This is a genomic window from Vibrio sp. S12_S33 (genome assembly GCF_963889785.1).
In the GTDB taxonomy this organism is placed as follows: Bacteria; Pseudomonadota; Gammaproteobacteria; order Enterobacterales; family Vibrionaceae; genus Vibrio; species Vibrio aestuarianus.
Genome location: NZ_CAWPQZ010000027.1, coordinates 1 through 14,671, shown reverse-complemented (window position 1 = coordinate 14,671; position 14,671 = coordinate 1). Strand labels below are relative to the sequence as shown.

The following is a 14,671-nucleotide window of genomic DNA, read 5'->3' as shown; positions in this document are numbered from 1 at the left end:
ATGCATGCTTAAGGCTTTATATCCCATTCTAGTGTCTTAGGTAGGGTGAAAGTGTAATGTACGCCTTCATCGACATCGGATTCAAATAGCAACTGGCCACTCAGCTTTTGCTTCATCAAATTAAAGACGAGATTCAAACCTAGCCCCGAGCCACCTTTGCCTCGCTTAGTAGTATAAAAGGGCTCAAAAATTTTGTGGTGCAAAGCAGGCTCCACACCGCAGCCGTTATCTTGATACTCTAAAATAATATTATCTTGTTGCTGATAGAAACGAATTGTTATTTCCGGATTTGGCTGTTGTGCAAAAGCATGGTTAATGCTATTCATCACTAAATTGGAAACAATTTGAGTCAATACACCCGGTAAACTATTCATAGTGATTGTTTCATCGCCTTCTATACTAGGCACAACGGGCACCTTGCGTGTTTCTGGATGAAGACTTGCAATTAAGGCATGCAGAACTTGATGAATAGAGAACTGACTCCGACTCTCAGATACTTGATCAACCGCTGTTTGTTTGAAGTCTCGTACCAGTTTTGCTGCCCGGTTTAGGTTGCTTTCCAACATTTGAGTCGTGTCATTTATGCGCAGCATTAACGATGAAAACTGACTGCTGGTCAGTGTTTGGTCGGCAAAGGCTTTATTCAGTTCGTTTTTGATATCGTTAATCACCGACGTTGCGGTTACTGCAATACCTAGTGGTGTATTGACTTCATGAGCGACCCCGGCCACTAGCCCACCTAATGCAGCCAGTTTTTCTGATTCAATCAACTGACTTTGTGTTTCCTGTAGCTGTTGCATGCTCTGTTTTAGGTCTGAAGTTCGCTGTTGAAGATCAAGCGTTCTTCGCGCAACTTGCCGCTCTAAGTTTTGGTTGAGATCTTCAAGTTCGGTTTGCGCTAGTTTTAATTCAGTGATGTTAATTGCTGTACCTCTAAAACCGATGAATTGCTCATTACGATAGCGTGCAATCGCCTGAAACATGAGATATTGCGTGACACCGGAAATAACGATATTTTCTTCGCATTTGGAAAAATTTCCTTTTTTTTCAAGAAGATGTAAAAAGTGATTCAAATTTTTAAATTGCGTTAGTTCAGAGAGGAATGGCTTCTCATTTGCCGCAATGTTTAATGCATGGCGCATTGGTTCTGAAGCATAAATAAGCTGATTGGATGCATTTGTCTCCCATAACCAATCTGATGAAACTTCGGTGAAATCCGCAAGTCGCTCTTGTTCAAACTTGATATTGTTGTACAGCGTTGTCAGATTGGTTGTGATTTTATTGGTCTCATCGGCTAACCATACCAATTCATCGTGGTGTCCCATAATCCACTTTTTATGTACTAGCTGAAGAGGTTTAGGTGGGTGTCGAGGGTTGTATTTACGTAAGTAGTTAGCAATGGCAAATAACCTTCGATTCACGCTTTCGTGGAAAATAATTAGAATCACATAACATACAAAAACTGTCTTCATCGCGTTCACAACAAGTACAACTAAAAACTGCCGAATAAGATAGGTATAGATTTCTTGAGCATTGGACTCAATGTAGATAGTGCCTACTTGCTCTTTAATGCCAGTATCAGGGTTTAGGTAGAGCATCGGATAGCTGTTTTTTAAGACACGTTCAGTTACTTTATTACCAGCACTGAAGTGATAATTCCCAGAAGAGATGAGCAAATAATCAATTTTGGGTAAATTAACCAGACCATCCAGACGTTGTTGAAGGGTGACGAGATCATAATTCCACAAAGCAGTGGCCAGTAGATCGGCATGAACAAATTCTATTTCGTGATGACGCTGAGCGACGTCATTAAACTCACGATTATAGTCGAAATAGGTTTGTGTTAGGGTGGTCATTAACGTTACTAGCCCACTAAGAATAACTAGAAAAATAATGATTCGCCGGCCAATATGGCTAGAGATCGGGCTGCTGTCACTCTCTTCAAATTGACGACTTCTATTCATTTCTCTACTCATGTTTTGGCGTGATGTATTTCAGTATAGATGCTGAATCTAAAGTATGAATGAGGGGGTATTGGCTACACTTAACAAAATAAATCAAATTATTGGAGATAACTCATGCGTTGGATGTTGTTATGGTTGCTGATCAGTCCTTCGGTTTTGGCAGAAAAAATTTTAGTCATTGAAAGTTATCACCAACACAACGAATGGGATCAAAGTTATCTGAAGGCCCTTAAGCATACGTTAACACCTTGCTATGAACTCGAAAACTTTGAGATGAACACCAAGCGAATTCCTGCTAGTCAATATTCGGTAATGGCTGAAAAAGCATTCGCGGCCTATCAACAGGCTAAACCTGATGTAGTGGTGCTGGGTGATGATAACGCTTTAGTTTATATGTTGCCGAAACTGTATAACGAGCCGATTTCAATTGTATTTCTGGGGATCAATGACAACCCGAGAAAACTCATTATGCAATACCAAGGACAAGCCAAAGTCACGGGGATATTAGAACGACCTCTGTTTGTGAAAACCATGGGCGAAATAGGCCGTATGCTGGAAGAGGATAAGCGAAAAGTACTCGTGCTGTTTGACTCTGGTAATACCGCGAAAATCGCTTTGGAATATATGAAAACTCAAGTCAGTATGATTGAGAATAATTTAGGCATCACAACGGAGATTTCCTCGATCACTACTGATAGAGAATGGTATGAACAGATTAATACAGCGAATAAAAGAGGCTTTGGTGCGATTGTTGTCGGTTTATTTCAAACACTAATGGATGACGCTGGGAATCATGTTGATGCTGAAAAAATCATGACATGGACCAACCAAAATACCCAAGTACCGCTATTCGGTTTTTGGGATTTTTCGATTGGTAAAGGCAAAGCAGCTGGTGGCGTTGTACTTGCAGGAAGTGATCAAGGGCAGATGGCCGCTGATATAGTGGTCCGCATTTTGGAGCACAATGAAGATGCAAGCCAAATACCAGTACAAATAGGGCTACAAGGAAAAGCAATTTATCATGCGGCCGAAATGGCACGTTGGGGGTTATCGATACCTAAAGGCTGGACTGCGATAGAGTGATTCTTTTCATTGCACTTGTTTTTACTTAGACTGACGCTTTTACCAGTTAAAAAGAGAGTCGACATGGAATTGAACGAACTACTCACCTTGTTAACACGGCAGCCTGACAGCATAGTCTTTAGCCAAGTGATTGAAACCATTGATGATAATTATCACTTTACACCAACGGAGTTTAAAAATGGTGAAATTCTCAATGCGGAGAATCAAAATAATGGCTCATGCAAAATTTTTGCTTTTGCGCAATTACAGCAGTTAGATAAGGCGCAAACATTGGCTTGTTTTGGTGACTATTACCGCAAAGACGTTCTACAAAACCCAGAGAATGATGATCACCAAAACATTCGCAACTTCATTGAATATGGTTGGGATGGTATCCAGTTTTCTAATCAAGCCTTAAGTATCAAGTAGGAATAGAAGAGGGAGGCTATACGCCTCCCTGACCACTTTAAATTGCCAATGGCATTTCATTGGATGGGTCTTGTTTGCTGTAGACTCGAATCAGTCCTAGAGTCGCAAACACCGACATCAATAGCATTAAACCACCTAATGGCATTTGGCTATGAGCTGGAATGGCTGATGCCAACAGTGTTGCTAAACCTGCGCCTAGGTTTTGCATGCCACCTAAGACTGCGCCACCTGTTCCTGCGTGATAAGGCAGTGGAGTTAATGCCCCTGTTGTCGCTGCAGGGAATAAAATACCCGCCCCTAGGAAATAGACCGTAGCCCCACCAATTAAAGTGAGTGCCGTTGTTTTCTCAAACAAGCCTGGAATAAACACCACGAGCGAGCCGATGGCTATCGCAACTAGCCCAACGTACAGCGCACTTTTTTCATTAACGCGCTGTGCAATAACACTCGACAATCCGGCACCAATTAAATAACCAGGAATTGGTAGTACAAACAACAAACTTACGGTTGTCGCTGGTAATTGTAATACACCGCCCAACAGCACACCTGCCGCTGCTTCAAACACTGCAACGCCAGAAAAGGTTGCTACAAGGCAAATTAAGTAACCTTGAAAACGTCTGTCATTTAGTACATAACGATAGCTGCTAGAGACGCGCTCATGTTTTCTCAGGTTTTTCGGTAAGGTTTCCACCATACTGGTCATCATGGTAATGATGACCGCAATGGCAAACAGTGACAGAAAAAGATAACTAGAACGCCAACCAAAGCTTTCAGTTAAATAGCCGCCCAATACAGGAGCAATAAGTGGTGAAAAGATCACACACATGCTGATCAAACTATTTGCTTTATGCAGTTCTGCCCCAGAAAAGCAGTCGCGCGTTAGGGTACGAGACATTGCGCCACCACATCCAATGCCAAGTCCTTGCACAAAACTACCCGCTAAAAACCATTCATATTGATTGGCAAACAAAGCCAATATTGAACCTACGATGTAAATCAACAAACCAGCAATAATAATAGGTTTGCGGCCAAGTCGGTCTGACAATGGTCCGTAGACAAATTGCGATAAACCATACGGAATTAAGTAACACGCCATAACGGCTTGCAATGATGCCGGCGTAACCAAAAACTCACCCGCCATATGACCAATGGATGGGACATACATAGTTTGTGTCATTTGACCAACAGCGGTCAAAATCGCAATTAAAAACGTCAGCTTCACTAATGGAAACGATGCGGACATGATGAATCTCCTGCACAAAAATGCAACAACGGAATGAGAGTTAAATGGATACTGAAACTAATGATAATATGAGAAAGAGTAGCTCTTTCGGTGCGAGATATTAGTAGGGTTTTGGCTGTTTATCAATCGAAAAGTGTGATCTTAAGCAAGATAAAAATCTATAGGAATCATTAGTTAAACTAATCCAAAAATCACACAATTGGCAGTGATGTAAGGCAGTGTCGACATAAGCATTTTGCATGATTATCAAGCGATGAGGTATCTCTATCTTCTAGCTCAAAACACCAGCAGGTAGTTTTACCTTCACTGATGTCACAATGAGCGCTTTGTTTACAACTTGGGCAGCGGTGGGTTCCTTGGTCACGTTTCAGTTTTGTCATGATCTCATCGCGCTGTTGCACAGAAAAGTTACGCCACTGTACAATTTCTTGCATGGTGCGGTGGCAACCAGAGCATATTCCACCTTCATTTTTACACGCTGCAATACAAGGAGTTTTCATCAACTTAAGCCTAGTTATTTTGAGAAGCTTGGATTGTATATCATCTTGTATGGATTGTTTACCTGTGAAAGGTTAACACGACCTAGTATTCACAATACGTATAAGGTAGGATTGCCGACCTTTTTTCGATGCTAGGAAGCAATAATGTTTATTGGTTTTGATTACGGTACGGCAAACTGTTCTGTGGCGATGATGCAAGATGGGCAGCCCACATTGCTGCCGATAGAGGGAGAGAGCTACTACATTCCTTCGACTATTTGCGCTCCGACGCGTGAATCTGTCTCTGAGCATTTATTTCGCCACCATAATATCAAACCGAGCGACAAAATTGGCGAACAGGTATTAAGAAGAGCGATCAACTTCAACCGTGAAGAGAGCATCGACCTTGCTGTACAAGATATCGCGTTTGGACAAGCAGCACTGGATCTCTATTTACAAGATCCAAGAGACATCTACTATGTGAAATCTCCGAAATCGTTTTTAGGCGCATCGGGTTTACACGATATTCAAATCAGCTTTTTTGAAGATTTAGTCTGCGCCATGATGGTTAACATCAAACAACAAGCAGAACTGAACTTAAAGCAGAGCATTCAAGACACGGTTATTGGTCGCCCGATTAACTTTCATGGCCGAGGTGGTGAAGATGCCAACCGTCAGGCTGAAGCTATTTTGGCAAGAGCCGCCAAACGTGCTGGTTTTAAGCAAGTCAGTTTTCAGTTTGAACCGGTTGCCGCGGGTTTGGAGTATGAAGCGACTCTTAAACAAGACAAAACCGTGTTAGTGGTGGATATTGGTGGTGGTACTACAGACTGCTCATTGATCGAAATGGGGCCAAGTTGGCGAGGTCGCGATGACCGCAGCGCCAGTTTGTTGGCTCACAGCGGGCAACGGGTGGGCGGGAACGATCTGGATATCTACCTTGCGTTCAAACAGTTGATGACACCGTTTGGTTTGGGCAGCAAAGCCGTATCAGGAATTGATATGCCGTTGACTCAGTTTTGGAACCCGATTGCGATCAACAATGTTGAAGCGCAACGTGATTTTTATTCTCAACAAAACCTAGCGGCACTTAAGTTATTGCATAAAGAGGCGCAGCAACCAGACAAATTGGCAAGACTACTTAACGTTTATTTCGAAACGTTGGGCTATCACATTGTGCGCCGAGCTGAAGAAGCGAAGATCGCGCTATCGGACCTTCCTCAATGCCAGGTGATGCTCAACCTTTTGTCTGAACAGGTTGCAGTTGATATTAAACGTGAACAGATGATCGAAGCGATTGAATCACCAAAATCAAAAATGGTCGATCTAGTGAAAGAAGCTGTCGAACAAGGCGGGGTAAAACCCGATGTCATTTTCATGACGGGCGGCTCGGCGCGTTCCCCTATATTGCGCCAAGCGGTTGAACAGCAACTGCCACATGTGCCAGTGGTAAGCGGCAACTATTTTGGCTCAGTAACTGCGGGCTTAGCTCGCTGGGCTGAAATCTGTTATCGCTGATAGGGTTGTGCCCTTGGTTTTTGATACGTTGGCGGTTGATAGCTGAGTGACGTATCGTGTTTCATCAGCACATTACTGGCCACTAAGCTACCAATGCAGATAAAGCTGAGAGCTCCCCAAGTGAAAGTGGTAGGTATTTCTCCGAAAATAGGAATTGCTAACAGTGCTGCTATGGCCGGCGTTGCCGACCCAATAGCGGCCGAGCGTTCTGCACCTAATGTGGATACTGCATATAAGTAGGTGAATGCTGCAATTAAACCCGCTCCGACACCTTGCAAAAGCATATGCCCAATCACTGTCTTCCATGGCCAATCAATCAAAGCTGTGACGGCTAAATAGCTGTCTAGCACCCCAATTGATACTAACAGTACTAGTGCAATTACTGATAATAATGAAATAAACCCAGCACTGACTAAAGCATGCAAATTTGCCACTCGCGCGCAAATGGTAAAAATAGCCCACATCAAACTGCCCATTAGAAACAACATATGGCCTGTAAGACGGTTTGATGCAAAATCAGTCATACCTGAATACAGAAAAAGGGCCACACCTATCATGATCAGAACCAGTCCAATGATTCTGTGAGTGCTTAATGGTTGCTTAAACAGCATAACCGCAATGCCAGAGACAAATAAAGGCAGCACGCCCGGCACGAGTGCACTTCCATCAGCAACAGGCACGTAGTGCATCGCGTGACTTGCCACTAACAAATACGGTAAGCCACAACCTAAAAACATACCCAGTAAATAACGATTAGAGACAGCTTGCACATTTTTTCTTGCTTTCCATAGCAATGGAAATAGAACAATGGCAGGCAAAAGAAAACGTGTAAGGGCTATATCTGCTGGCGTCAGGTTACTGATTGCGCCGCCTTTCAGAGAGAAAAAAAAACCAGACCATAGTAAAAGGGTTGTAATTATTGCCAGATAGCCAGAGATCATAATGGTATTAACATTCAGTTAGGATGTTTAACAATTATCTATCGATCTGCACGCTTTTATCTGGCAAATTAGCGCTTGATTATCATTATTTTTGCCAAAATCAGTTAAAAATTAGAGGTTTTGGGGTGGAATTTATCAAGGATTACAAAGTGGATAAGATAGATCGTCGAATGTTGGACTTGTTACAACAAGACGGCCGCCTAACAACGGCCGAATTGGCAGATAAGGTAGGTTTGTCGCCTTCTCCTTGTGCTAGGAGGTTGAAACGTTTAGAAGAAAGTGGGGTGATTGATGGTTATCAAGCGAGCTTAAATCGCCAGGCTATTGGGGTCGGTATGACGGTGTTTGTTGAAGTCAGCCTTAGCAACCACCAAGCTAGCTCGATTGAGGATTTTGAATCTGCTGTGCTTGATATGGAGGAAGTGATTAGTTGTCATGTGGTGTCGGGTGCATATGATTACCTTCTGGAAGTGGTAAGTCGAGATTTAATAGGCTACGAGAGTTTTACTCGTAAATTACAACGTCTGGAAAACGTCAAAGATATCCACACTCATTTGGCAATTCGACAAGTAAAAGCCGCTAGCGCTATGCCTATATGGATTGTATAGGCTGATACTGCGAGCGGCTGTGGATGTATTTTCAGTCAGTGATTATTGTCAAAAATGAAATTGCTCAAGTGATGTCTTGATTATTTGATCAGCAATGAACTTATGCGTAGCTGTGGTTGGGTGAGTGACTCCCCAGAACACATATTTATCCGAACCATGATACGCACAGTCATTGGTCAGGCTATGGCTATAGAGATAATCTTTTGCAGAACTACGATTAATATCTAAACAAGCATCGGATGAGTTTTCAAAGCCATAATGTTGAGGATTTGATGCTAGGTTTTCAAACAGGGTGTACGCATCAAATAGCGCAATATTGATCCCTTGCATTTGATAATAAAGTGCTTGTTCTTTGATGAACATGTTGAAAGATTTAATTTTCGAGCTGACTTTAGCCATTTCTTCCGCAGTAGAGTATTTGAATTGAGGTGCTCTGGTTGCATCGGGTAATGTAAATAAAATGATATTTTTCGCCCCTGAATCGACAAGTCTTATCATCGCGCTACTAAAATCGGCCTTTACTTCAGGGACTTCGCGGTTGTAATTCATAAAGTCATTTAAACCGAACTCTAAGGTAAATAGCGTGTTTTCAGGATGATAATTTTTTGCCATCTTCATATAAGTGAGATACGAAGTGACTTGGTTATACACCCCAGTTAAAGCAATGTATTGATTGCGCCCCGCAGCACCACCTACAGCCCAATTATATAACGGTAAATTTTTATCTTTTGCCAAATACTCAGTCCACACCAAACCGTTAGAGAAATGCCCTAAAAACCATGAATTAGGATTAGGAAACGTCCATTGTGCAGCGTTAAATATATTACCTGTATCAGATAAGCTGTCACCGAGAGCGACGACTCTATTAATTGATGGTGATGAATTTTGCTGATCATTAGTCCAAATGGAATGGTTATAAGATAAGCGGTTATCTGCCGCAAAATAAATTATATCGGCAGTATCATGAGAGACATCTAATGTGTTCTCACAACGCTGTTTAATTTCTTGCTGGGGTGTGTCGGTGTAGAACATATTTTTAAATCTAACCGAAGACCACCAATAGCCATCAATCGTATAATAATCACCGTTGTCATCCAGTGCCCATTCCCAATCGGTTGCTGGGGCATCATTACTTGCAGCAAGTCGATACCAGCAGCGTACATAAGTGTAGGTTTGCTTACTTTGTGTGCTCATTATTTCATCAGCAGAAAGAGATTCTGGTGTAATGGCACTGTCATTAGCGTTAGCTATCGAAAGTGGTAATAAAGAAGTTACTAATAAAGTTAATAGTTTCATCATCAGATTCTTATGTTTGTTCGTATATCGAAAAAATATAAACGAGGTTAGAAGATTAATAACTGGTCTGACCTATACTCTTCTCACATAGCAATTAGTCAATGAATAACTATCTTAGATAATAAACATTTGTAATGAAGATCAAAGATTCACTAAGAAATGTTAATAATATGATTATGTTAATAGCTCAGAGATAAAATATATTTTAAGTGTTGTTGATAGGGAACTAATTTAGCGTTTGAATATTAAGCCTTGACTTCATTAAAATATTCTAATGTTATTTGGCATCAATGTAATAGAAGTATCAATAAATACAAATCCAGTCAAATAGTATAAAAACATTCGTTTTATTTGTGATGCCAGGCCATATAAATTAACTCAAGATTTTAAATTTTTATCAAAAGCACTATTGATCTGTGTGTCAATAGGTGTGTAGGGATTTTCTGCATTTTAGACAAATCATAAACGATGGAATACTTAAGTAACTCTTTTGGTTTTCATCAGATAATAATTAAAAGTGCTTAGAGGTTTATACCCAAACCACTTGAAGTTGCAGGTAGGCGGCAAGTAAGTGTATCCACATGAACATAGATAAACTATGTGATTGGGGTGAGGGAACGTAGCCAACACCGCTGCAACTTCAAGTAGGAAGGGTATGTATGCCAATAAACAAAAATAAAGCAGTAAGCGTTATCGCCATGATGTCAGGTTTGGTATGGAACACTGCAATGGCTGAGATCAATCAGCCTCAAGGTTTGGTTATTGAAATATTCAGTGAGCTTCAGGATGACAGCCAAATCAATTATTTAAATGCTAGCTACTGGTTGAAGAACGATGTCGAGCCACCAACCTTGGTTGAAATTCGTGATAACGTACTCAGTCAACACCAACGGTTACTTTGTTGATTTCAGCAATATTGATGATGAGCAACAAAGAAGCGAAGCAAAGGCATTGTTCACCCTTTAATACAGCGTTATGCTCTATTCACAATCAAATTATTTTGGAGTTTATCACAATGAAAAAATTAACAATTTTAGCTCTTTCATCACTGGTTTTCTTCTCATCAAACACTTTTGCTAGAGATGATGTGGGTAATTATTCGATTACAAAGGCAATGAGCTCTGAAGTAGCTAAATCTAAATTAGGCTCTGAAGTTTCATTTTACTTTGGCGAGCAGAGTTACGGAAAAGTTCTCAAAGAATTAGGTGAATTTAAAACCAATAAAAAAACGAACGCTTTCAATAAAACAGATGAAGAAGCGTGCAATTGGGTTTTTCTTTCCGCCATGATTGCTCTTAAAAACAGAGCGATAAAAGAGGGTGGAAATGCGGTGGTCAATATCAAATCAAATTACAAAAATAACCTCACTTCAAGCAACGATACTTTTCAATGTGGTGCTGGAGCCGTGGTGGCTGGAGTTGCATTGAGTGGTGAAGTTGTGAGGCTCGAAAAATAAGCATAACAAACGGTTAAAGAGGGATTGCCAACGCTCGGTATTTTCGGTTTGATTTAAGTGTATACAGGGCTAGGTGATTGGTATTGCTCACCGCTCGTGGCGTTAGCCAGCACGAAGCTTGTTATACTCTAAGTGATAAAATAAATAGTATCACTTTAGTATTCCTTTGGAGCGGAACTCATAAAAGTTGAATTAGTCACATATCTAAAAGGTCAGGCTACGAAGATCTTAGCAGATCTACATGATAGTAAAGAACCTATATTGATTTACTGAACATGGTAAACCATCAGCTTACTTGGCTGATGTTGATGACTACGAGTTTATGCAAAATCGTCTTTCAATTATTGAAGGTATTGCAAGAGGCGAACGTGCTATAGCCGATGGTAAAGTTGTTTCCCATTCTGAAGCTAAAGATAAGATGTCACAACGGCTGAAGTAATCTGGACAGGTCCTGCTTTATCAGACCTCAATGATGTTGCCGAATATAGCCTTAAACAATTTGTTAGCAGCTAAGCTTTTGGTTCAGCCTGTTTTTGAAAAAGTGGAATGTTTAGAATGTTCCTAAAATCAGGACGTGTCCCTTTTGAATTTGACTATTTAAGTTACCGTGAAGTTGTTAGCCCTTATCGCTCCCATATTAAGATAGACCGTTTATGGGGCGTAAGTAATAGTCATATGCAAATGTCAGATCGCGATGCACCTACTAGGGCGCAACTAAAAAACCTCCGGCGATGCCGGAGGATATTTTTTTACGTGTTAATGAGTCTAGCTTTTCGCTTCCATTAGGTCATTAGGCTGGTTTGACTGAGCCGCTTCAAGCATTTTTCTAATAATAAACGAAGCAACAAGTGCTATGACAACCATCAAAATGGCAAGCATGGTCAGCAATTTAAAGTAGTCGCCATAAACGGTTTGTACAATTTGCTGGGTAATGACTTGGCCTTTTTCTAATGCTATTGAGGTCGAGAAGACGGCCCCGACAATGCCACTTAAGGCAATCGCAACTGAAAATAAGCTAACAGAGAAGTTTTCGATATGTTTAGGCGCGACCGAAAGGATAAACGCAACCACCAGGCTACCGACAATCACTTCCGCAAACGCTTGGAAGAAGTGGATCACTAAGAACACTTCAGGACGGATAACGACATCTGCGCCGACACTCATGACAGCCATGGTTAGAATACCAAAGGCAATGGCAGTAAAAATAAATGCGAAGCCGATTTTCGTTGCGGTAGAAAAGTTAACGCCACGTTTTTCAAGTGATGAGAATGTCATCGCAATCACTGGGCCCGCCACGATACACCATAGTGGGTTCATCGCCATTGATGCTTCCGGCGCTATTGGGATTAAGCCAAACAAGTCACCACGCATTGTGTTGATTGTTACCATGGTCATTGAAGTCATCATTTGACCGTAGTAAACAAAGAAACAGGTAGTGAGCAAGGTCATGATAAGGATGGCTCCCATCTTCAGCGCGTCTGATTTTTGTGCTTTTAGCATTAATGTTATGAAATATAAAATAGCGGCTGCACCGATCGCATAGACGATGTTTTGACCGATATCCATATTAGAGAACATGAAAAATACCAGTCCCACCATCGCGCAAGAAAGCACTAAGAAAGCCAACCAGTTCTTTTTGCTAACCTTATTTTGGTCAATTTCAGCGGCTACACCAACTAATGGTTTATTGAAAATAATTAGTGTTGCAAATGCGCACGCGGCCAAAACAGCAGAAAGCATAAAGCTACCGTTAAAACCGATAGCCAAAACAAACATTGGAAATAGGTATTGACCAAGTAGTGCCCCCACATTATTGACTGAGTAGTTGATTGGGAAACAGTTTTCGAAGTCTTCTTGCGATTTAAAAGTGCGTTTATACAAGCTGGGGTACGAAGGAGACATCAAACCACGAGCGTAACTCGCAAGTGCAATACCAGCTAAAGCCATTGGGACATTGGTCGCAGAAGCACCTAGAACCAATAGCACATAACCCGTTGCAAATGCACCATAGGCAATAGTTAATGAGCGATATGCACCAAGGAATTTATCTGCGATAAATCCACCAGCAATAGCAAACAGAGGGCCAATCGATGAAAACGCACCGACAACCATCATGGTATCCGCTTCGTTATAACCTAGATCTTCTAGGAAAAAACGCGTGAGGATTACCATTACACCATAAAATGACAAGCCAAACATCATTTGGCAAAACATCATTGATTTGTTGAGTTTATTCCACATAATTATCTCGATATATAGTGATATTAAGAATTTATTCCTGATTATTTTATCACTGACAGGCGTTTATAATTTGGCGCGTTTATCTCAGAAATGTCACTTTATGCACGAGTTTTTCTAATGTATAAATCATGTTTTTCTAATGTATAATCAAGGTAAATGTTCCCCCTTGAGTGTTGTCACACATGAGTAAAATTATTGATTAGTCTGTTTTCAATGTATCCTTAAAATGATTGGTAACTTTCAGCTTTGAATAAGAAGGGTATACGATGGTTTTGGTCATTTTAGTTATTTAACTTTTTAGGTAGAAAATGAACCCAAAAGATACGAGTAGCAGCAATACAAAGAAAATTTATGTGGTGTTGGGTAAGCGCCTTGCCGCGGACCAACTTACTTTAGAGGGGCAAAGTCGTATCGATAGATTGGTGATGGCGTTACGGTGTAATGAAATAGATAATGGCGTGCTTGCCTTCTGTGGTGGAGTAACCAAAGGACAAACGGTGTCAGAAGCGTCGGCGATGTATCGCTATTTGGTGAACCAAGTCGATGAATGTTCAAATCAATGTGGTAGTTTGTCGAATTTATTGAATCGCAACCATATTTTGTTAGAAGAGTCTTCAACCAATACAGTGGAAAATATTGAAAACTTAGCGATTGAATTGCTAAAAACTGGTCAACTACAAGCCGGTAATCAATTACACGTTACCTTTATCTCTAGTGCGTGTTGATCTTTGCTGTACGTTTTATGCTCAGCAATGCATTGGTAGCCACATTAACATAAATGCCAGCGATACCATGCTGGCATAGTTTCTTTTCAACTTGTCATATCTAGTTGATATTGCTCGATAATGCTTGATTTTAGCAAACGCATTTTCAACTAAATGACGATACTTATATAGACACCAATCCATACTTTCCTTGTCTATATCTTGCCCATAGTTGCGTTTAGCTATGACGGTTGTTCCACCTTTTAATTGGACAAAATGTCGAAAGGGGTCACTATCATAGCCTTTGTCACAAACAATGGTATTCACTTCATCTAACTGCTCTACAAGGCTTTCGGCATGGACAATATCGTGTCGTTGCCCCTCAGAAAGGTCAAAGCAGATAGGTAATCCACCACTGTCTACAGCTAGATGGATCTTAGTTGAATTACCGCCACGACTCTTTCCAATGCACTCGCTATCTGGTGTTGCCGCACCAGTACTATGCTGATGAGCACGGACAATTGAACCGTCTAGAAAGACCCATTCAAAATCAGCCATGCTAGATAACTGATTGAAAAGTAGTTTTAAAATGCCTTTTCTAGACCAAAGGTTGAAGCGTCTATAAACGGTACTCCACTCACCGAATTCAGAAGGTAAATCTCTCCATGGCACGCCAGTTCTCATTCGAAACAGTATCCCTTCGAAAGTCATCCGATGCTCTGGTTTATTA

General features: G+C 41.0%; 14 protein-coding genes and 2 pseudogenes. 9 read left to right on the top strand and 7 right to left on the bottom strand.

The features are described 5' to 3' along the window. Positions 1-8: 8 nt before the first annotated feature. A complete protein-coding gene (locus AACW06_RS12765; RefSeq protein ID WP_192075342.1) occupies positions 9-1,964 on the bottom strand; it encodes a PAS domain-containing sensor histidine kinase in 1,956 nt (651 codons plus the stop codon). A 114-nt stretch (positions 1,965-2,078) separates the two neighbouring features. Here AACW06_RS12765 and AACW06_RS12760 point away from each other — a divergent pair, with 114 nt between their 5' ends. Both AACW06_RS12760 and AACW06_RS12755 read left to right on the top strand, forming a co-directional pair. Next, positions 2,079-3,047 (top strand): ABC transporter substrate-binding protein, encoded by a 969-nt coding sequence (locus tag AACW06_RS12760; protein WP_192075341.1) that lies wholly within the window; start codon positions 2,079-2,081, stop codon positions 3,045-3,047. 63 nt (positions 3,048-3,110) lie between these two features. Then, positions 3,111-3,455, top strand: coding sequence for a HopJ type III effector protein (locus tag AACW06_RS12755; RefSeq protein ID WP_192075340.1), 345 nt, complete (start codon positions 3,111-3,113; stop codon positions 3,453-3,455). Between the two features lie 37 nt (positions 3,456-3,492). Here AACW06_RS12755 and emrD read toward each other — a convergent pair whose 3' ends face one another. Continuing rightward, the gene (emrD, locus tag AACW06_RS12750; RefSeq protein WP_192075339.1) at positions 3,493-4,698 is read right to left on the bottom strand and encodes a multidrug efflux MFS transporter EmrD; all 1,206 of its coding nucleotides are present in this window, start codon (positions 4,696-4,698) and stop codon (positions 3,493-3,495) included. A 191-nt stretch (positions 4,699-4,889) separates the two neighbouring features. After that, positions 4,890-5,198 (bottom strand): cysteine-rich CWC family protein, encoded by a 309-nt coding sequence (locus tag AACW06_RS12745; RefSeq protein ID WP_053310573.1) that lies wholly within the window; start codon positions 5,196-5,198, stop codon positions 4,890-4,892. 144 nt (positions 5,199-5,342) lie between these two features. On the opposite strand from AACW06_RS12745, the gene yegD reads away from it, so the two are divergent. Next, on the top strand, positions 5,343-6,695 hold the full coding sequence (gene yegD, locus AACW06_RS12740; RefSeq protein WP_192075338.1) for a molecular chaperone: 1,353 nt from the start codon (positions 5,343-5,345) through the stop codon (positions 6,693-6,695). Here yegD and AACW06_RS12735 read toward each other — a convergent pair. Then, entirely contained in the window at positions 6,686-7,636 is a 951-nt protein-coding gene (locus AACW06_RS12735) for a DMT family transporter (RefSeq protein WP_192075337.1), read from the bottom strand. The genes yegD and AACW06_RS12735 overlap by 10 nt on opposite strands. A 149-nt stretch (positions 7,637-7,785) precedes the next feature. On the opposite strand from AACW06_RS12735, the gene AACW06_RS12730 reads away from it, so the two are divergent. Then, a complete protein-coding gene (locus AACW06_RS12730; protein ID WP_141652849.1) occupies positions 7,786-8,244 on the top strand; it encodes an Lrp/AsnC family transcriptional regulator in 459 nt (152 codons plus the stop codon). 48 nt (positions 8,245-8,292) lie between these two features. Here AACW06_RS12730 and AACW06_RS12725 read toward each other — a convergent pair whose 3' ends face one another. Next, a complete protein-coding gene (locus AACW06_RS12725; RefSeq protein WP_272956761.1) occupies positions 8,293-9,540 on the bottom strand; it encodes an SGNH/GDSL hydrolase family protein in 1,248 nt (415 codons plus the stop codon). Positions 9,541-10,199: 659 nt separating this feature from the next. Between AACW06_RS12725 and AACW06_RS12720 the strand changes: the two genes are divergently transcribed. The 4 genes and pseudogenes from AACW06_RS12720 to AACW06_RS12705 all read left to right on the top strand — a co-directional run. Next, positions 10,200-10,445 carry a hemolysin N-terminal domain-containing protein gene (locus AACW06_RS12720; protein ID WP_238336702.1) on the top strand — a complete coding sequence of 82 codons (246 nt, stop codon included), beginning with the start codon at positions 10,200-10,202 and terminating at the stop codon, positions 10,443-10,445. 110 nt (positions 10,446-10,555) lie between these two features. Next, entirely contained in the window at positions 10,556-10,996 is a 441-nt protein-coding gene (locus AACW06_RS12715) for an excinuclease (protein ID WP_192075335.1), read from the top strand. Between the two features lie 180 nt (positions 10,997-11,176). Then, positions 11,177-11,435 (top strand): annotated as a pseudogene (locus tag AACW06_RS12710) (type II toxin-antitoxin system Phd/YefM family antitoxin). Then, positions 11,435-11,644 (top strand): annotated as a pseudogene (locus AACW06_RS12705) (type II toxin-antitoxin system RelE/ParE family toxin); the annotation flags it as partial. The pseudogenes AACW06_RS12710 and AACW06_RS12705, both read left to right, overlap by 1 nt. A gap of 117 nt (positions 11,645-11,761) precedes the next feature. Here AACW06_RS12705 and AACW06_RS12700 read toward each other — a convergent pair. Continuing rightward, a complete protein-coding gene (locus AACW06_RS12700; protein WP_192075334.1) occupies positions 11,762-13,237 on the bottom strand; it encodes a peptide MFS transporter in 1,476 nt (491 codons plus the stop codon). Between the two features lie 308 nt (positions 13,238-13,545). Here AACW06_RS12700 and AACW06_RS12695 point away from each other — a divergent pair, with 308 nt between their 5' ends. Continuing rightward, positions 13,546-13,962 (top strand): YdcF family protein, encoded by a 417-nt coding sequence (locus AACW06_RS12695; protein WP_192075333.1) that lies wholly within the window; start codon positions 13,546-13,548, stop codon positions 13,960-13,962. 21 nt (positions 13,963-13,983) lie between these two features. Here the strand turns inward: AACW06_RS12695 and AACW06_RS12690 are convergent. Then, the coding region (locus AACW06_RS12690) for an IS5 family transposase (protein WP_192075332.1) at positions 13,984-14,671 on the bottom strand (688 nt) is incomplete at its 5' end.